The sequence below is a fragment of the Actinotignum sp. usb-actsch-213 genome (assembly GCF_059085665.1).
The window spans coordinates 85,881-105,282 of sequence record NZ_JBHNSQ010000049.1; the positions used below are offsets into that span (position 1 = coordinate 85,881).

A 19,402-nucleotide genomic window follows, 5' to 3' on the forward strand; every position below is an offset into this window, starting at 1 on the left:
AGTCACGTTTATTCAGCTTTCGGTGCTGGATGCAAATCATTAACAAACCCCGGCCGCGAATTCTCTTCGAGTAACTCGGCTATCTGTTCCAGATCCCGTAATTGACCTCCGGCGACAGCGAAACACATGTCAGCTAGCGCGTCGTCGTTCATCATCAATGCGAAGCCGAACTCGTTGAGGATCGCTTCGCATAGCAGCGCCCCGAGCCGCTTATTTCCGTCAAAAAGCGGATGCTGGGTTTCTACTTCCAGCAGGATTTTCGCGGCTTTTTCGTGCGGACTCGGGTACAGTTCCACCCCGTACATTTTCCCGAAGGCACCCTGGAAGCAGGAGCGCAGCCCCGCCCGGGAGCGCACATAAAATCCACGCCGCGCCAACCAGCGTTCCACCGCGCATTCGTTGAGCCGCCTCAATTTCCCAAACGCTCCATCGCGGTAGCGCGCTTGGAATACAGTGCATCAAGCTGGTCAGCGACCTCAAGCTCGCTGCGAAGAGCCGCCAGGCTTTCGCGTAACACCTGCTCTTCGCGCATTCCGTAGTGAGCCGCGATATCCGCAATATCGCGCGCTAGTTTTTCACTAATCGTTATCGTGGCGCTCATAATCATGAGCGTATAAGTCCCCCGGCACCAGCGCAATACCGCTCTTGAGTAGCGGCAGTTGCGTACCGGTTACGTAACGGATCAGGGCTGCAGGCTTAGCGCTACAGGCTTAGTACCACCCGCGGGAGTTCGAATGCCCGAGCGCAGCGCAGGGGCTGCCGTAGCGGCCCTCAATATAGCCCAGGCCCCAGCGGATCTGGGTGGCGGGATTGGTCTGCCAATCGGCGCCGGCGGAGGCCATCTTGGAGCCGGGCAGCGCCTGCGGAATACCGTAGGCCCCCGAGGAGCGGTTCTCCGCCAGGTGATTCCAATTCGATTCCCGGTTCCACAGCGTGACCAGGCAGGAGAACTGGTCCTGACCCCAGCCGTAGGCGGAGAGCATACCCGAGGCAATTTCCTGGGCGGTGCCGGCCGGAACCACGCTGGCCACCGAGGCCGCGCCACTCCCATCAGCACTCGCGCCCGCCACCGCGGCGGCACTTTCCGAAGTCCCTACCTTGACCACTTCATCCACGCGGGCCTGCTTGACCGCGGAGAAGGTCAGGGTACGAGCAACTTCCTTACCGTTTTCCACCCGGATTTCGTAGGTATTGGCAGAAATGCCATCCTTGCCTTCTGTTTCCACCTTGGTGGTGCCTTTGGCAAGCGCGGCGTCGTCCACCTTGGTGGAACCGTGCGCGTCCACGACTTCTTCGGTGACCACACGCTTTTCCACCCGGGTGATGGTGACCTTGGAGCCGGGCGTTACCGGCGCGGCGAGGCTCTGCGAAACAACGTCGTCCCCAGAAACCGTGATCCCGGCTTCCTGCAGCGCATCCCCGAGGGTGCCCGCCGTGGTGGTGAGGGTGCGTTCTTCGCCTTCAAAATTAACGGTGAAAGAGTATTCGGAAACCGTGGCGCCGGCCGCGCGAGCCACCGGGAAACCATCCGCGTACGCATTGGCGGGCATCGACATATGCGACATCAGGCCAATACCGCTACCGGCCAGCAGCACGGCCCCGAGCGCAGCAACCCCGCGCCGACTAAGCGGGAACGCGTTGAGCTGGGCGTTCGCGGCAGAATCCTCCACCGCGGCGGGTGCCTGGAATGCGGTACCGGTGGCCTGCGGCCGAATGGCCAACGCGGCCTGAACCGCCTCGCTCACCGCGCCGCGTTCCATCATGAGAGCCCGCGACCGCGGACCCGGGGTACGAACCTCAGCCCGAACGAATTGCTCGAGTCCCATTCCCTGTGCGCTGTGACGCCCCACTAAACTTCCTCCGTTGCTTGCGCGAGTACCCTCCGGCCTCACTTTTATAACGAAACTATATCGAGTGTAACCATTTCGTAACATTTGGACAATGATTCGGAGGGGAAGGCTCGTTTTTCTTGAGATTTTCAAGAACGCTCACATGGTGCTCGCGTGACTTTTCCGCGAATTCTCGCGGTTTTTGCGTGCGTGGTACGACGACGACGCCAGCTGACGCACCGTAATCTGAGCGTTATTTCACATTGCCGGGTAGGGCTGGGGAGGCCCTGGCAGGGAGACATAGCTAACGCGCCCCCAGCGCGGGCGTTACATCGATTACATTTAAGGCTATGAGCACTCAATATCCCGGATACGCACAGCAGCCTGTCCCTCCGAGCTACCCCGTTCCCTCCGCATCAAAGCGTGGCACCGGCGCACTGCGCGGCCTGGCGGCTCTTACCACCGTGCTGAGCATCGCTCTTATTATTTTGTGTTTCACACCGGCCCTAGCTATGGGGGAGGATAACGCCTCTATATTTGGTCTGGCGCATCCGGGTGGCGTGTGGCTGCCCGTGATTCTGTACGGTTTCGGTCTGCTCCTCGCGCTACTGGCGGGAGTGCTCGGTTTGTTCACCGCTGGCCGGGCAGCCCAGGCTTTTTCGTGGATGGCGCCGCTGGGCGGGGCGATCACCCTGGGTGGGCTCGTGGCGCTCTCCTTGGATAGTTCGGTGGGTGCGCTACGCGAATTCGGGGCGCAGTACACTGTGCTTTTCTGGGTGACCGGCGCACTGGCCCTGGTTCTGGCGCTGGTGGGGATCACTCAGGGTGTGGCTGCGGGGACGTCCGCGAAGAAATCCGCGCGCCCCGCGTACCCGGGCTATCCAAACTATCCCGGCTATCCCGCAGCGCAGCCCTACGGGCAGGGCTATCCGGCGCAGGGGTACCCGGCACAGGGCGCGCCGATGCAGGGGTACCCGCAGGGCTACGGCCAGGGCTACCCGGGTCAAGCTCAATATCAGGGCCAGCAGCCTTACGCCCAGCAGTCCCGCCAAGCCTACGGCCAGCAAGCCTACGGGCAGCAGGCATACGGCCAGAATTACGGCCGGCAGGATTATGCACAGCAGGGATTCCTTGCGCAAGGTAGCGGGCAGCCGCAAGCGCAGCAGCCTTCCGACCAAGCCGCGCCAACTGCCCAAAGCGAGCCTTCCACCCAAACTCCCGAATCTGAAAGCCCGCAGAGCTAGGGAGCCGCAGAGCTAACTAAGCCGTAGCACCGGCTAAACCCCAAACCTAAAAGGCCGCGCCCAGTTCCCCGTACACCGCCCCGGTGTTCTCCAGGAGCTGGGCGCACCATTGTGCTTCGCTCATGCCGCGTAGTTCAGCTCCGAAACGCACCGTCCACGCCATCACGTAGGGGGCGTTTGGGTGGCCGCGCCAGGGCACCGGCGTGAGGTAGGGGGCATCCGTTTCCGCGAGGAGTAGCGCTGGATCAAAAGCTTGGAAGGCCGCGCGGAGCTCATCATTGGCCGGGTAGGTCATTTGCCCACCAAAACTTCCGTACCAGCCTTCCTGGTTGCACAGCTCGGCAAGCGCGGCGTCGCCGGAAAAAGCGTGGAAAACTACGCGACTCGGGGCACCGTCACGGCGCAGCACCTCCACGCAATCGGCGTGGGCTTCGCGGTCGTGAATCTGAACGGGCAGGTCAAGCTCGCGCGCGAGAGCGAGGTGAGCGCGGAACGCCTCGATTTGGGCAGCGCGGCCCTCCTCGGAAGTGCGGAAATAATCGAGCCCGGTTTCCCCAATAGCAACGACGGCGCTGGAGCGGGCCGCCTCCGCCACCCTGCCGATGGCATCCTCCAGGCTGAGGGCATGGTGTGCGGCGAGCTCCTGGGCTAAACCATCCGGGCCGGTCGCGGTGATCCCGCGGTGCCGGGCGGCCTCATTGGGATGAATCGCGAGCGCGGCGGAAAAATGGGCGCGGTCCGCTTCCGCTACCGCAACCGTTGGCAGCAGATCCGGGACCTCGCAGGCGCAGGTAATCGCGTGGCAGACCCCGGCGGCATCCATGGCGGCAGCTTCCTCGCTCGGCAGCATTCGCCCGCGCGGCGGGGTAAGAGCAGGACCCGAGCCGCCGGCCTGCCCCTCCCCAGCCGGCACCCAAATATGGGTGTGGTTATCGATAACCGGGCCGGCAAGCCGGGCCGGAGCATCGGGCAGGTACCAGCGGCGGGCCCGCTTTTTCTCCTTCGCGGAGAGGGCCGCGAATTCTTCCGGCGCTAATTCATTGCGCACGGCACCATTCGGAACCGCTCCATTCGGTGCCGCGTCACGCGCGGCCCCGCCCCGTACCGATTCATTGCACACGCTTAGCCCTCAACAACGACTCGAGGCGCTCCAGTTCCTCATCAACCACGCTGGTATCCAGCTTGGCGAAGACCGGCGACGGCTTCGAGATCGGGGTGCCAACCTGCACTTCCACCCGCGCCCACGGATGCGGATCGGAATAATCCCCGGTAATAATCGGGTAGGGCTTACCGGAATCCAGGTCGGTGACTTCTTCCAGGCGCGGCATCGGGGCAATATCACCGGCCCCGCCCAGCACCCGATCCACCGTATTCGAGGAATGCGGAAGGAATACGCTCATCATGGTATTGAGATCAGAAACCACCTGGATGAGGGTGTGCAGCACCGTGCCCAGGCGTTCACGCTGGGAAGGATCCTTCATCTTGAAGGGTTCTGTGGCGGAAACGTAGCCGTTGGCCTCCCCCACCAGCCGCATAATTTCCGTGAGCGCGGCGCGCTGGCGGTGCGCGGCAATGGCATCACCCACGGTGGTGAATCCAGCTTCCACCACCTCCAGGAGCTCCCGGTCCACATCCTCGAGCGGCCCGGCCGCCGGGATTTCCCCGAAGTTCTTGGCAATCATGGCCGCGGTGCGGTTGACGAGGTTCCCCCAACCGGCCACCAGCTCGGAATTATTACGCCGCACAAATTCCGCCCAGGTGAAATCAGCATCGGAAGTTTCCGGGCCGGCAATGGAAATAAAGTAGCGCAGCGCATCGGGCTGGTAACGCGAAAGCACATCACGCACGTAAATAACCACACCCTTGGATGAGGAGAACTTCTTACCCTCCATGGTGAGGAATTCCGAAGCCACTACCTGGGTGGGCAGGTTGAGCGTGCCCAAAGCCCCGGGCTGGCCGCCGCGGCTCCCCTCCCCGTTATAGGCGAGAAGTTCGGCCGGCCAGATCTGGGAATGGAAAACAATATTATCCTTCCCCATGAAGTAGTAGGAGCGGGCCTCCGCATCATTCCACCAGGCCCGCCAATCCTCCCGGCTCCCCACTCCGCGCGCTTCACGCCGGCGAGCCCATTCAATAGAGGCGGATAGGTAGCCGATAACGGCGTCGAACCACACATAAAGGCGCTTGGAGGGCTGATCTTCCCACCCGGGTACCGGAATGCCCCAGCTAATATCCCGGCTCATGGCACGCGGGCGTACATCCTCCAGAAGGTGCTTGGAAAATGAGATAACGTTCGGGCGCCACTTCCCAGATTCTTCCACCTCATCAAGCCACTGCCCCAGGCGTTCCGCGAGCGCCGGCAAATCCAAGAAATAATGCTCGGTTTCGCGGAATTGCGGGGTTTTCCCGGAAACCTTCGAAACAGGGTCGATAAGATCCTGCGGATCGAGTTGGTTACCGCAACTATCGCACTGGTCCCCGCGTGCGGAGGTGTTACCGCACAGCGGGCACGTGCCTTCAATATAGCGATCCGGGAGAGTGTTCCCGGTTTCCGGATCGAAGGCAACCGGGGTGGAGTGCACCACCATATAGCCGTTATCGCGGCATACCTCAAACATCTGCTGCACAACCCGCTCGTGATTAACCGTGGTGGTGCGGGTGAACAGGTCATAGGAAAGCCCGAGCGCCACGAGGTCCTCCACAATAATGCGATTATTGCGGTCCGCGAGTTCTTCCGGGGTGATTCCTTCCGCGTCGGCCGAAACCAAAATCGGGGTGCCGTGCTCATCGGTACCCGAGACCATGAGGACATCCTCCCCCACCATGCGCATATAGCGAGAGAACACATCCGAGGGAACACCGAATCCAGCAACGTGACCAATATGGCGCGGGCCGTTGGCATACGGCCAGGCAACAGCGGAGAGAATATGAGTCATAGCCACCATTCTACTAGCGTGTCGGCGAGCGCGCCCGCTAGCTGGCTACCACGCGTGCCTGCGTGCGTACCGGCAAGCGTGCCCGCTAGCGCGCCCGCATCCCCGCGCCTAAACTATAAGGGCGCGGTGCTCCCACAGTGATTGACCATCCGGCCGCCGCGCACCGCGTGATGACCCGCTTCATCAGGAGGATGACTATGGATGAGACCCGCGCACTCATCATTGTTGATGTACAACCCACATTCTGCGAGGGCGGCAGCCTCGGGGTAGATGGCGGTAACGCCGTTGCCGAACGCATTGCAGATTTTGTCACCGATAACGCCGAGGAATACGCTCTCATCGCCACTACCCAGGATTGGCATATTGATCCGGGCCCGCATTTTTCCGAAAATCCGGATTTTGTGGATAGCTGGCCGCCCCACGGTGTGGCCGATACCCCGGAGGCGGAGCTGCACGAATCCATCGCGGCTCTTCCCATTGACGTCCAGTTCAAGAAGGGCCAGTACGCCTCGGGCTATTCAGGTTTCGAGGGCACCGATCCGCAAGGCAATCTCCTCGAAGACGTGCTGCGCACCGCCGAGGTCACGGATGTCGACGTGGTGGGTATTGCCGAATCGCATTGCGTGCGCGCTACCGCGATTGATGCGGTCCGTAACGGTTTCCGCACCCGCGTTTTTTCCGACCTCACCGTGCCCACCTCCCCGGAACTCGGGGCCGCGGCCCGCGTAGAGATGGACGAAGCGGGCGTAGAGCAGCTGCAATCCTCAGAAGCTTTCGGTTTTTACGAAGAGTCTGAGGCGCCGGATGAATTCGATGATCCGTACGACGACGCAGCAGCTGCCGAGGAAGAACTCGAGCACCTCGACGAAGATTACGAGCTCTACGATGACGACGATTTCGACGACTACGCCGAAGAGGATGAAGATATCGACTTTTCGGATGAAGTCAATGAGTCCGATTTCGATTTCTCCGATATCGACTACCGCCCCGGAATGGACTCCGCGAAATAACGCGGGTCTGCCAGCCGGCCCGCAAGCGGCCCGCTAAACCGAGCGCCAGAAATCTTTCACCAGCTCCTCACGGTTAGCTACCTGGCTTTTCTTGAGGATATTGTGCACGTGTACCTTCACAGTGGAGGGAGACAGGTAGAGCTCAGTGGAGATCTGGGCATTTGTTTTCCCGCGCATAAGGTAGCCGAGTACTTCTTCTTCGCGCTTCGATAGTCCGCGCGCCTGGGAATAGAACACCAGGGAGGATTCGATGAAATCTTCCTCCAGGTGGTTGACGGTTTCCGGGGGCCGGTCGAAGTGGATGCGCAGCACCCGCACCCCGAAACGCATCACGTGGATGACCCAGCAGATATACATGAGGTTTTCCAGGAAATTGCGCTCGGGAAGGAAGGCGAGCGCGGAAGCGCTATGCGCCTGGGGTGCCACGAGGAAAATGAACGTAATATTCCAGGCGAAGGTCCCCAGTACCGTCACCCAGGTGGTTACGTAGAGCCACCGGTGGCGGCGCTGGCGGATTTTCTCTACCCCGGTGGTGGCACGCAGGTAATTCCACGTTGCCGCACTGAGGATCCCTATGACCACGATGCCTCGCATAGAGAAGAACACAAATTCCCGCCAGCCCGGGTCGGGAATCATTAAGGCGCCAGCGCTCCCCACAACGAAAATCCCGGCCGGGATAAGGGCACTGCGCCACTCCACTTTCACTTCCGGTTCGGTCATGAACGTGGCGTAGGTAAGCCAGATAAGGCCCATGAGTAGCGCGCCCAGGGTAATCGATTCCACGGGCGCGGTAATGTGGTAAACGCTGTCAATATTGCGTGGGTGGGTGAAGTCCGTGCGGGCCACGGTTGCGACGTCGAAAAAATAGACGAGAAAAAGTGCGGCGCAACACAAAAACATGCGCCGGCGCGAAACGAGGTAACACGCAAGCGCCGTCGCCGAACCCATGAGGATGAAGAGTCCCACCATCCAGGTGTAATAAAACAGCCCAATCGTCATTGCATAGCTCCGTCGCCTTCACCACGCGATTCCACCACGGTCGCCCACCACGCGGGATCGCGAGCGCGAGTGCCTCGCGCCGTACCGTCACATTATAAAAGCATTAACCGCCGCTACCGGAAATCCCGGGCCGTGGAATGCACGCGGTGGCCCCGGCGGTACCAAGGCCGCCGGAGCCACGCGTTTCGGCTATTTTTAGCCGTATTCTTCGCGCCTATGCGCCGTAGATAAGCACCTGAGCCACGCAGGCCGCCCCGCCGAAGCCGAGCACGAAGAGCACCATGGGCCACACGAAGCGGAACCAATGCTGGTACTTCATATCGAGCATCTGCAAGGTTGCCATGACCAGGCCCGTGGGTGCCAGGAAGAGCATCGCGTACTGACCCCATTGATACGCACAAACGATGATCCACCGCGGGATACCCACGGCATCGGCCAGCGGCGCCATAATCGGCATGGCCAGCACGGCCAAACCGGAGGAGGAAGGCACCACAAAACCGAGCACGAAGAAGATCAGCAGCATAATAATGATGAAGAGCGGGCCGGACATCCCCGAGACCAGGTTCGTTGCCGAGTGGAGCAGCGAATCCGAAATCAGCCCGTCGTTCATCACGATATTGATGCCGCGCGCCAGCCCGATGATAAGCGAGACGCCCACCAGGCTCGAAGATCCTTCGATAAAGGCGTCCGTCAGCTGTTTCTCATTGAGCCGGTCCTTCCCGAAGAGGGAAATCGCCATAACCGCGATGGTGATGGTGAGGAAGGATGCCGCCATGGTCGGGAACCACCAGCCCATAGCCATGACGCCCCACACCATAATCGGGAAGGCGGAGACGAAGAGCACGAGGATGAGTTTCTTCTGCCAGTTGAAGGCTGGCACATCATCCGAGTGGGTGGTCATCGCCCACTGCTTCTCAAAAGCTTCGTGATCTTCGTACACATAGGACTTCGTGAAGTCCTTCTTAATCATTTTTGCGTAGCGATGCAGGTACCACACCACCACGATGGCGCCCACGATACAGCCGCCCACGCGCCAGATAATGCCGTCCGTGAAGGGGATACCTGCCGCGTTGGAGGCGATCACCACGGAGAAGGGGTTGATGGTGGAGAAGGTGGTTCCCATTGACCCGGCCAGGAAGATGGCGCCCACGCAGATAATCGAGTCGTAGCCCATCGCCAAGAATATTGGTACCAGGATTGGGTAGAAGGCCACCGCTTCTTCTTCCAGGCCGCACAGCGATCCGCCTACCACCATGAAGACGGCAACCGCGAAGACGAGGAGGAATTCGTGGCCCTTAGTTTTCTTCGTCAGCGCGATGAGCCCTGACTCGAAGGCACCTGTTTTCCTCACCACCCCGATCAGGCCACCGAGCACGAAGATGAAGACCATAATGTCTACCGCTTCGATCGTGCCGTGCACCATGGCGACCGGAATATCGGCAACACTGGCCGGGTTCTGCTCGAGGGATTCATAAGATCCCGGAACCGAAATCGGCTTATTGAGGGCCCCGGAGGTGAACTGGGAGATATCAATATCCATCCCCAATTCGCTCAGGGTTTCCTGGGTACCCGGATATTCGGTGGTATCCCCGTGTGGGCTCAGCACCGAGAAAGTGCCGGTATCCGAACTGTAGCTCAGCTTCGCGTAGGAGCCTGCCGGCACCAGCCACGTGGCGATAGCCGCCACGATGGTGAGGAAGAAAAGAATCGTGAAAGCGCCCGGAATCGTAATACCGCGCCGCTTCTTACGTGTCTTTTTCGCACCGGAATCGCCGTCATTGGAATCGCCACTGCCGGCGGTTGCGGCAGCGCTTTCATGATCCGCGACGACGACGCCCGCAGCGTCCTCCCGGCCGCTGCGGTGTTCGCGCCCGTCCGGGGCGAGGTTGTTATCCATGCCGCCGGCCCCATTGCCGGCTGTGGCATCGTTTGTGCGTGTTGTCATGATTGTGTCCTTCGGACTTAAGCGATGATCGCGGTGCCGCTCTCCCCGGAAATACCCTGTTCGGCCTTTTCCAGAGAGGTAATAATGGCGCGCTTGCCAGCCACGCCGTCCACGAATTCGAGGCAAGCCTCCACCTTGGGCAGCATGGATCCGGGGGCGAATTGTTCTTCCTCGATGTACTGGCGGGCCTGAGCCACCGTCATTTCGCGCACGTCGCGCTGAGTGGGCTTGTTGAAATCAATGGCAACGGCCTCCACTGCGGTGAGGATGAGGAGCGTATCGGCATCGACCTCCCGTGCCAGCAGCGCGGCGGTGCGATCCTTATCGATCACGGCCGCAACTCCGCGGTATCCCGGTCCTTCCTTAACCACCGGGATGCCGCCGCCACCGGCCGCGATCACGATGGTGCCTGCCGCCACGAGGGAGCTAATAACATCGCGTTCCACGATAGAGACGGGGAGCGGGGAGGCCACTACCCAGCGCCAGCCGCGCCCGGCATCCTCCACGTACTTGTTCCCGGTTTCCTCCATGAGCACCCGGGCTTGCTCCTCGGTGAAGAAGGCCCCTACCGGCTTGGTGGGGCGCCCGAAAGCGGGGTCTGCGGCGTCCACCTCAGTCTGGGTGACCACCGAAATAACGGGGCGGGCAATCTGCCGCGCCGCGAGTTCAGCCTCAATGGCCTGCTGGAGGTGGTAACCGATATAGCCCTGGGACATGGCGCCGCATTCGGCGAAGGGAATCGACGGTGTTTCCCCGGCGGCCGCCGAATTATCTGTTGCGACCTTGATCATGCCCACCTGCGGACCGTTTCCGTGGGTGACAACGACGTCATTGCCGGCTGCCACCAAATCCACGATGGACCGAGCGGTTTCCTTAATAAGTTCCAGCTGCTGCTCCGGGGTCTTCCCGAGCGCATTGCCGCCCAGCGCGACCACAATTTTCTCGCCGGCGGTGTGGATATTTTCCTGAGTCATCATCTGTCCTTTTCACGCGCGGGCGACGCGCCGTGGGGTGGCTCTGCTACCTGCAGCCAGCTCCCCCGGCATCGTCGCCCGCGCTTATCTCGGCACGGCCGCGCGGGCGCGTGCCTGAACCCTCCTAGGAGAGGGTCGCGTACATAACGGCCTTAATGGTGTGCATGCGGTTCTCCGCTTCATCGAAGACGCGCGAACGCGGACCTTCGAAGACCCGGTCTTCCACTTCCATTTCCGTCACTCCGAACTTCTTGGCGATTTCTGCGCCGATAGTGGTGTTCGTGTCATGGAAGGAGGGCAGGCAGTGCATGAAGATCGCTTCCGGATCTGCCTTGTCCATGAGTTCCTGGGTGACGCGGTAAGCTTCCAGCTCCGCGATACGCGAGGCCCATACCTCGTCCGGTTCGCCCATGGATACCCAAATATCGGTGTAGATCACGTGGGCGCCAGCCGCGGCAGCCGCGGCATCTTCAGTGAGCGTTACGCTGCCGCCGGACTCCGCGGCGAGTTCCTTGCAGGTATCCACCAGCCACTCTTCGGGCATGCGATCCTTCGGGCCGCATGCCACGAAGTGGAGACCCAGCTTCGAGCAGACCACCATAAGCGAGTTCGCCACGTTATTGCGCGCATCGCCGAAGAACACGAACTTCTTGCCCTTAATGCCGTCCTCAAAGTTTTCCTGCACGGTGAGGATATCGGCGAGCATCTGGGTGGGGTGGAAGAGGTCGGTCAGGCCGTTCCATACCGGCACCCCGGCCTTGGCGCCCATTTCTTCCACGAGTTCCTGGGAGAAGCCACGGTATTCGATGCCGTCGTACATGCGGCCAAGCACCCGGGCGGTATCCTCAATGGATTCCTTCTTGCCCATCTGGGAGCTGCCCGGATCCAGGTAGGTCACTCCCATGCCCAGGTCCATGCCGGCCACTTCAAAGGAGCAGCGGGTGCGGGTGGAGGTCTTTTCGAAGAGCAGCACAATATTCTTGCCTTCGAGGTAGCGGTGCGGGGTACCGCTGAGCTTAAGTTCCTTGAACTGCGCGGATAGACGCAGCAGGTAGCGGATTTCATCGGGCGTAAAATCGAGCAGCTTGAGGAAGTTGCGTCCGCGGATATTGACAGCCATTGTCGTTCCTTTCCTTGCGCGGTCCGTGGTCCCGTTCGGGCAGAGCGGCCAGCGGTAACGGGGTCTTCTTTGGCCCCTGGGATCACTGTTGGCTGTCCAACCCGTACCCGCCTCGCGGCGAGAGGATCATGTCCCGGCCCCGGTTCCCCGGGGGTTGTTTTTACTGTGCATGATCTGGGTCACGCGCGCTAGGAAAATCCGGGTGGAGCGCGGGTGGAACGTGGTTTAGCTGCGTTTTTCAGGTCCTAAACCCCACTAAACCCGCATATTTTCGCGCTTTAATCGCCCTCGTTGAGCGCGGCGCGGTAGAGCTCATTCGTGCGCAATCCGGTGCGAGCGGCCACGAAAGCTGCGGCGTCTTTGCGGCGCAGGCCGAGCTGACACAGTTCGGCGACGTCGCCCACGGCCCGCGTGCGCACCTGTTCTTCCCTTTCCGCCGCGCTACTTCCGGTTACAACGACGACGATTTCCCCGAGCGCCCCCGCTTCGAAACGCCGCGCGAGTTCGGCCAGGGACCCGCGCACGATTTCCTCGTGCGTCTTGGTGAGCTCCCGGCATACCGCCGCTTCGCGCCCGCCACCGAAAGCGGTGACGAAATTGGCGAGGGTGGCACCTAGGCGGCGCGGGGATTCGAAGAAAATCATGGTGCGTTCTTCGCTGGCCAGAGCCGCGAGCGCGGCGGCCTGCTCCCCGGTTTTACGCGGAAGGAAACCTTCGAAAGTAAAACGGTCAGTGGGAAGACCCGAAGCGACGAGCGCGGTGAGCGGAGCCGAGGGGCCGGGAACCACCGTCACGGGAAGACCGGCGTCGCGTGCGCGTACTACCAGGCGAAAACCGGGGTCGGATACAGAGGGCATACCCGCATCACTGACCATGAGCACCCGAGCGCCCCCGCGCGCCAGGTCAATGAGGTGGGCACCGCGTTCGGCTTCGTTATGTTCGTAATAGGAGAGCACCTGGGCGCTCACCTCAATGCCGAGGCGCGCGGCGAGCTGGTAAAAACGCCGGGTATCTTCCGCGGCCACGGTGTCGGCCCGCGCAATTTCGGCGCGCAGACGCGGGGAAGCGTCGGCGTCATTTCCGATGGGTGTGGCGGCAAGAACAATTCCCGCGTGCTGACTTTCGTGCTGATCGGGGTGGTGGCCTTCGTGCTGTCCCGCGTAGTGACCTGTGCTCATTCTGCTATTCTGCCACGCGCAGCACCACGGCGCGGACGCCTAGTTATCGATAGAATCCGCACGTGAGCGAAAAACGAAGCGAACCCATCGGGCACCTCCCGCGCGAGTGCGCGGAGCGCTATGAAGACGAGCTACGCGGCCGGCTCGGACTGGCCCCGCGCGGATTAGACTGGCTCACCCGCGGGGAAAAACGCCTGGGATGGTGGATCACCGGCGCGGTCACCCTTATCGCCGCTTTTACCCGGTTCTTCCGCTTGGGTTTCCCCGACCGCATCATGTTCGACGAAACCTACTACGTCAAAGGTGCGAATTCGCTGCTGCGTCTGGGCTACGAAGTTGATTGGCAGGGGGGCACCGAATTCGATGCCGCTTTCGCCGCGGGCGACTTCTCCCACACGTCACCGGCCGGGGACTACGTGGTTCATCCCCCGCTCGGCAAATGGATCATGGCGGTCGGGCAGGCCATGTTCGGGGAAACTTCCCCCTTCGGCTGGCGTTTTATGGTGGCGCTGGCCGGCACGCTCGCGGTGGCGCTGCTGGTTCGCATCGCTCTGCGGCTCTTCCTCAACCCGTGGCTGGCCGGGGTGGCCGGAATCGCGATGGCCCTGGATGGCATGGGTATCACCATCTCCCGTATTGGGATCCTCGACAACCTCCTGGCTTTCTTCGTGCTGGCCGGATTCTGGGCGCTTATACGTGACCGCGATTGGATCCGGGAGCGCCTGGCGCACCGGGTCGCGGCCGGACCGGTGCGCGCGGACGGCCGCCCGGTCGCCTGGGGCCCGCGGGTATGGTGGCGCCCCTGGATGCTGGCCACCGGGATATTCCTCGGGCTGGCCTGCGGGGTGAAATGGTCCGGGATTTACGCCGTGGCGGTTTTTGGCCTGGTGGCCTTCTTCTGGGGTATGGCTGCCCGCCACGCGGTGGGGCTGCGCCTCTGGGTAGGAGCCGGAGTTTTCCAGGAGGGAATGCCCGCTTTTATCCATTTGGTTCCCACCGCCGCGGCCACGTACGTGGCCTCTTGGTTCTCCTGGTTCCGCGATAGTCGCTCCTGGGGGCACGGTTGGGCGGCCGGCGTGCGCCACAGCACCCCCGAGGCCCTCCCCTTCCCGTGGCTCCCCAATTCTTTCAATGACCTGGCGCATTACCACAGCCAAATGTGGGACTTCCACAACGGGCTCTCCACCCCGCATACCTACCAGTCCTCGGTCTGGCAGTGGTTTGTGCAGTGGCGCCCGGTCTCTTTCTGGTGGCCGACTTCCGAAGAAATGGCCGGGCAGTGCCCGAGCGGCGAGCGTTGCGTGCAGGCGGTCACCTCGGTGGGCAATCCGGTGGTGTGGTGGCTGGCGCTCCTCGCCCTTGCCGTGGTGCTCTGGGTGGCTTTTACTCGTTTCGACTGGCGCGCCTGGGCAATTCTGAGCGGGTACCTCGCCATGGCCGCGCCGTGGTCGCTATATATGGATCGCACTATTTTCCAGTTCTACGCCATCGCTTTCCTCCCCTTCGTAGCCCTCGCCCTCACCTACGGCCTCGGCTATATCACCGGTGCACTCGGCGCCCCGCACGCGCGCGGGAACGGGCACGTGCGCGCGGATGGATACGACGACGGCGCCTGGAGCCACGCGGACTTTGTCTGGGATAAGCCGGTTGGGATACGCGCCTATCCCGTGCGCTGGTGGCGGTGCCGGATTAGCCGCCGCACGCTGACGGCGTGCGGCGTCGTCGTCGTTCTTATTACGCTGGCGGCGCTGTTCTGGTACCCGATCTGGACCGGGCAAACCGTCTCCTATGAGTTTTGGCGCCTGCACATGTGGCTGCCGTCGTGGATTTAGCGCGAGCGGGCGCGGGACAAGCGGCAAACTAGCGATGCTCGCATTTTCGGACAACGTTCAGAAACTTTCCAGACTCGGCGGGCATGCTACCCGATGTGACCGGACCACCGCGGCAGCCGCGGCGGCGGCTAGGTGCGGAGTGAGGAAAGGACGTTTCACATGACAGATGAGTGGCGTAATGACTCGGGTGAACCGGGCGCGCAGCAGCCGAATGCGAACCCTGCCGGACAGGGCCAGCCGAACGTGAATCCGAGCCAGCCCAGCGCAAGCCAAGCCGGCGGCGCGCAAAATGCGTGGACGCAAGCCGGCGGCGCGCAATCGAATAGCTACACGAATGCGTATCGCTACCCCAGCGCTCCCTCCACAGGGAACACTTCCGAGCAGCCGCCCTATCCGGGCAGTTCGGCTGGCAGTTCCGCGGGCGCTAACGCAGGCAGCCCCGCAGGCAGCCCCGCAGGCAGCTATTCTGGCTACGCCGGCGGGAACTACACCGGGAACGGATACAGCGGGGGTTATTCCAGGACCTATCCTCAGGGCTCTCATGGCACGTACCAGGGAACTTATCCCAGTTCCTACCCCGGTGCCTCCCAGCAGCAGTCCGGCTACGGGTATAGCTACGGCGGACAATTCGGGGCCGGAACGCAATTCGGAGCAGCGCCGCAATTCGGCGGCACATCGCCATTCGGCGGCGCCCCACAATTCGGGCCAGCGCCGGTCAAACGGCGGTCGAAAGGCACCACCGCCATTCTTGTCATTATCGGTATGGTGGTCGCGCTGCTCGTGGGCACCGGGGTGGGATATTTCGGCCTGGCTCCCGAACCGCAGGCGAGCTCGCCTTCCGTCAAAGACCCTTTCAGTTTCCAATACAATGACGGACTGACCGCCCCGAATGACGGACGCCAGCAGGGCGGGGCCGAACCGTATATGCCGATCCCGCGGGATTTCCCCACCCAGTTACCGGGTGGTAACCACGGCGCGGATGGGCCGATTGACCGGGGTGAAAAAGTTAGCCCGGCGGGTGTGGCCATTATTAACGCGCGAATGGGATCCGGCATGGGTGCCGGCAGCGGGATTGTCCTCACTGCGGACGGCCAGGTGCTCACAAATTACCACGTTGTTATGGGATCGGATGCCATCCAGGTCGAAATCCCGGCAACCGGGAAAACCTATGCTGCCAGCGTTATCGGGCATGATGAGAAACGCGACGTCGCACTTCTGCAGCTCAAGGATGCTTCCGGGCTCACCCCGGCAAAAATTGCTAGCACCCCGGCTAAGCAGGGCGATAAGGTCAGCGCTGTGGGCAACGGGCGCGGCCAGGGCTATCTCACCGAAATTAAAGGCGAGGTAACCGGGCTGGGCACGGACGTACGGGTGGCTACCGAGGACGGCCTGAGCTTTGACACCCTCAAGGATATGATCGTCACGGATGCCGATGTGGTACCGGGTTACTCGGGTGGGCCGATGATGAACGCCCAGGGTGAAGTGGTGGGAATGAATAGTGCAGCTTCGCAGGGCACCACCTCCGCCCAGGTGTACGGCTTCGCCATTCCTATTGAACGCGCCCTGTCCATCGTGGAGCAGATCCGCGCCGGGAAGAGCGACGATAGCGTGACCGTGGGCAAGAATGCGGCCCTCGGGATTACCGTGGGACTCAGCGAGCAAGGTCGCGTGAGCGTGCTGGCCGTCGGCCCAAATTCCGGGGCGGCGAAGGCCGGTGTGAAGGAAGGCGATACGATTCTCAGCCTGGACGGCCAATCGGTTTCGAGCCCGGCCCAGGTAGCCAAGCAGGTGCGCACCCATAAGGTAGGGGACACCATCACCCTGGAAATTTCGCGCGGCGGCGGTGCCCCGCAAACCATTGAGGTAACACTAGGCGAATCGCCGGTCAACTAAACGGTCAGAGACACACGGGAGCCGCACCCCCATAGAACTGGATCACCGGAACGCGGCAGGGATACCAGAAGGGGACCTGAATAGCTGAGCTGTTCAGGTCCCCTTCGGTGTTCCACATAGAGCGACATACCGCTCCGGTACTTCAAGACGCGGGTGTGTTCAGGCCCGCTGCCTTGGAGACTTTACTTCGAGGCGAGGCGGGCGCCTTCCACGAGCGTTTCGAGCTTCGCCCAGGCAATGGACGGGTAAATACGCCCACCCAGTCCGCAATCGGTCGAGGCGATAACGCGCTCGGGACCCACCAGCGAGGTGAAATGCTCGATACGCTGCGCCACCAGTTCGGGGTGCTCCACCACGTTCGTCGAGTGGGAGACGACGCCCGGGATGAGAACCTTATCATCCGGCAGAGCGATATCTTCCCAAATCTTCCATTCGTGGGCGTGGCGCGCATTACCCGCTTCAAAGGTCAGGCCGTGGGCCTTCACCTTCAAACACAGGTCCACGATGTCCCGGAAGGGAATATCGGTGGTGTGGGGGCCGTGCCAGGAACCCCAGCACACGTGCAGACGCACGAGTTCCGGGTCGATACCTTCCAGCGCGTAGTTGATCGCTTCAATGCGGCGAGCCACCCAGGTGCGATAATCCGCAACGGTCGGTTCCGGATTGACCTGGTCCCAGCCTTCAGCCAGCGAGGGATCATCGATCTGGACGGTCAGGCCGGCATCGGTGATGATCTTGTATTCCTCGTGGAGGGCATCGGCCATCGCGGTGAGGACTTCATCTTCCGACTTGTAATGCGTATTGGAAATACGCGCTGCGGAGCCGGGAGACAGCGCCGCGATAAACCCGGAGGATGCATCAAGCCCATTGGCCTTGAGTGCCTTGAGGGTAAGATCGACGTCGCGCTGGGTTTGTTCGGCACCGATGTAGGTCACGGGGCCGGTGATGGTGGGCATGGCCACTTCCTGGCGCTTGGCCTGGTGAATTCCCGATTCCGGATCCGTGTAGGCATCCTTGAAGCGCTGCCAATCACGGCGCTGATCGAAGGGGACGAGCTCAACCGCTCCCCCACCCGCGGTGGCAGCCGCGTGGAATTCGTTATCAGTAAATTCCAGCCCGCCCAGGCGCGAGAAGGAGTACCACCACCAGGAACCGTAATTGGTTACTTCGGTCATGACGTGGCCGTATTCGCCGTCGTTAATAATATCGAGGCCGATGTCCTTCTGCCGCGCAACAACGCCGGCAACTTCCGCGTCGAGCTTTTCTTTGAATTCAGCGTCGCTAATTTGGCCGTTCTGGTGTGCTTCGTTGGTCGCGCGCAGCGAATCGGTGCGCGGAAGGGAGCCGACATGAGTGGTCTTGATCTTCGTCATTATAAAGTCCTTTGTACTGGGTGTGGTGATGGAGATCGGTCCGTCTCAGCGTATCCCATCAACGATACGACGCCGCAGCGGCGGGTGCTCAGTGAGACGTAACGGACCGGGGCGAGATGTCCTCGCGCGCGGAATCGCCCGAAGGCCAAGTGGAATCCGCGCTAGCCCAGCATTCGCATTCGGGCGGCGGGCATCGTCATGGCAGAGCGAGGATCAGTGAGAACCATGGTGCATCCTTTCCGTCCGAATCGGGGCGCCGGGGCCGTACCGCCGGCGTTGTTATCAGGTGATACCCGTTGTGGGCACCTACCTCCAGTAGCCTAGAGGGAATTATTAAGCCACGTCAAACTGTTGACCACTATATGAGACGAGGGTTATAGGTTGGGCTATAAGGCCAGGTGCGTGGGTAGTTAAATGGATAAATAGACAAAAGTGGGTTTTACATCCGGGATTTGCCCTGTTGCAGCAGCGATAAGTCTGCCTATGAGGCTTGAGTACCTCAACGAGCCTGCTTCCTTGATATCCGTGGCATGACATGTTTTGACGGAAAACCCGTTCCCTCCGGGCTCCCACGCGTAACAGCCACGGGCTGGGCAGAGGTGTCAAACCGCGCATTTTGAACCGTTAGGGACGCAGAATGTACGTCACGGACATAAAACCGCAGAAAAACTGTCACCCACGTACATCCTGTTAACCGGCCCTGGCGTCATCACCCGCTCAACATAGACAAGCGTAGACGATGTGAGCCATGATGCCGATAAATAGCAATGCATCGACAGTAGAGCTCACAGGATGCACCCTCACGACAGCGAGCCCCACAGGATGCAGCTCCACGACATCAAAACAATTTCTTAACGTAGTTGCCGTTGCACTTCGATTTCCAGAAGCCGCGACAACCGGCCCGCGCGAATCTCACAGGCCTCACAAACCCCAATAGTCACACGAGCCCCTGCTGGGGTGCTATGCATTTTCAGAGCTGTACTGCACTTGTCGTACACGCGAAGTACATCCCGGAAAAACATATCTTCCTCACCGGCACGGCGAGGTGAGATAAGTCGGCAGCCCCTTT

The 19,402-nt window shown here is 61.3% G+C and carries 15 protein-coding genes; 4 read left to right on the forward strand and 11 right to left on the reverse strand.

All coding sequences use genetic code 11. The annotated features are described in order from the left end of the window. Positions 1-8: 8 nt before the first annotated feature. The 3 genes from AC5RK6_RS05955 to AC5RK6_RS05965 all read right to left on the reverse strand — a co-directional run bounded on the left by AC5RK6_RS05955 (position 9) and on the right by AC5RK6_RS05965 (position 1,850). Positions 9-413 carry a Fic family protein gene (locus tag AC5RK6_RS05955; RefSeq protein ID WP_284891079.1) on the reverse strand — a complete coding sequence of 135 codons (405 nt, stop codon included), beginning with the start codon at positions 411-413 and terminating at the stop codon, positions 9-11. Beyond that, positions 410-601 (reverse strand): hypothetical protein, encoded by a 192-nt coding sequence (locus tag AC5RK6_RS05960; RefSeq protein ID WP_284891080.1) that lies wholly within the window; start codon positions 599-601, stop codon positions 410-412. The genes AC5RK6_RS05955 and AC5RK6_RS05960 overlap by 4 nt, the downstream gene beginning before the upstream one ends. Before the next feature lie 109 nt (positions 602-710). Next, a complete protein-coding gene (locus AC5RK6_RS05965; protein ID WP_284891082.1) occupies positions 711-1,850 on the reverse strand; it encodes a resuscitation-promoting factor in 1,140 nt (379 codons plus the stop codon). 329 nt (positions 1,851-2,179) lie between these two features. On the opposite strand from AC5RK6_RS05965, the gene AC5RK6_RS05970 reads away from it, so the two are divergent. Beyond that, entirely contained in the window at positions 2,180-3,073 is an 894-nt protein-coding gene (locus tag AC5RK6_RS05970) for a hypothetical protein (RefSeq protein ID WP_284891091.1), read from the forward strand. Positions 3,074-3,119: 46 nt separating this feature from the next. On the opposite strand, the gene AC5RK6_RS05975 is transcribed toward AC5RK6_RS05970, so the two are convergent. Beyond that, entirely contained in the window at positions 3,120-4,121 is a 1,002-nt protein-coding gene (locus AC5RK6_RS05975) for a TatD family hydrolase (RefSeq protein ID WP_284891092.1), read from the reverse strand. 61 nt (positions 4,122-4,182) lie between these two features. Beyond that, on the reverse strand, positions 4,183-6,009 hold the full coding sequence (gene metG, locus AC5RK6_RS05980) for a methionine--tRNA ligase (RefSeq protein ID WP_284891094.1): 1,827 nt from the start codon (positions 6,007-6,009) through the stop codon (positions 4,183-4,185). A gap of 197 nt (positions 6,010-6,206) precedes the next feature. On the opposite strand from metG, the gene AC5RK6_RS05985 reads away from it, so the two are divergent. Continuing rightward, the gene (locus tag AC5RK6_RS05985; protein WP_284891095.1) at positions 6,207-7,019 is read left to right on the forward strand and encodes an isochorismatase family protein; all 813 of its coding nucleotides are present in this window, start codon (positions 6,207-6,209) and stop codon (positions 7,017-7,019) included. Positions 7,020-7,052: 33 nt separating this feature from the next. Here the strand turns inward: AC5RK6_RS05985 and AC5RK6_RS05990 are convergent, their stop codons facing one another. The 5 genes from AC5RK6_RS05990 to rsmI all read right to left on the reverse strand — a co-directional run bounded on the left by AC5RK6_RS05990 (position 7,053) and on the right by rsmI (position 13,235). Next, the gene (locus tag AC5RK6_RS05990) at positions 7,053-8,018 is read right to left on the reverse strand and encodes a helix-turn-helix transcriptional regulator (protein ID WP_284891096.1); all 966 of its coding nucleotides are present in this window, start codon (positions 8,016-8,018) and stop codon (positions 7,053-7,055) included. Between the two features lie 214 nt (positions 8,019-8,232). After that, the gene (locus AC5RK6_RS05995) at positions 8,233-9,963 is read right to left on the reverse strand and encodes a YfcC family protein (protein ID WP_284894964.1); all 1,731 of its coding nucleotides are present in this window, start codon (positions 9,961-9,963) and stop codon (positions 8,233-8,235) included. A gap of 17 nt (positions 9,964-9,980) precedes the next feature. Next, a complete protein-coding gene (gene arcC / locus AC5RK6_RS06000) occupies positions 9,981-10,940 on the reverse strand; it encodes a carbamate kinase (protein ID WP_435706369.1) in 960 nt (319 codons plus the stop codon). Between the two features lie 121 nt (positions 10,941-11,061). Next, positions 11,062-12,057: an ornithine carbamoyltransferase gene (gene argF / locus AC5RK6_RS06005; protein ID WP_284894963.1), complete on the reverse strand. Its 996-nt coding sequence runs from the start codon at positions 12,055-12,057 to the stop codon at positions 11,062-11,064. 278 nt (positions 12,058-12,335) lie between these two features. Next, positions 12,336-13,235, reverse strand: coding sequence for a 16S rRNA (cytidine(1402)-2'-O)-methyltransferase (gene rsmI / locus AC5RK6_RS06010; RefSeq protein WP_320757248.1), 900 nt, complete (start codon positions 13,233-13,235; stop codon positions 12,336-12,338). A gap of 62 nt (positions 13,236-13,297) precedes the next feature. Between rsmI and AC5RK6_RS06015 the strand changes: the two genes are divergently transcribed. After that, positions 13,298-15,067, forward strand: a complete 1,770-nt coding sequence (locus tag AC5RK6_RS06015; RefSeq protein ID WP_320757247.1) for a dolichyl-phosphate-mannose--protein mannosyltransferase — start codon at positions 13,298-13,300, stop codon at positions 15,065-15,067. A 159-nt stretch (positions 15,068-15,226) separates the two neighbouring features. Beyond that, entirely contained in the window at positions 15,227-16,960 is a 1,734-nt protein-coding gene (locus AC5RK6_RS06020) for a S1C family serine protease (protein WP_320757246.1), read from the forward strand. Between the two features lie 182 nt (positions 16,961-17,142). On the opposite strand, the gene AC5RK6_RS06025 is transcribed toward AC5RK6_RS06020, so the two are convergent. Further along, on the reverse strand, positions 17,143-18,333 hold the full coding sequence (locus tag AC5RK6_RS06025; RefSeq protein ID WP_320757245.1) for a cobalamin-independent methionine synthase II family protein: 1,191 nt from the start codon (positions 18,331-18,333) through the stop codon (positions 17,143-17,145). Positions 18,334-19,402: the final 1,069 nt, after the last annotated feature.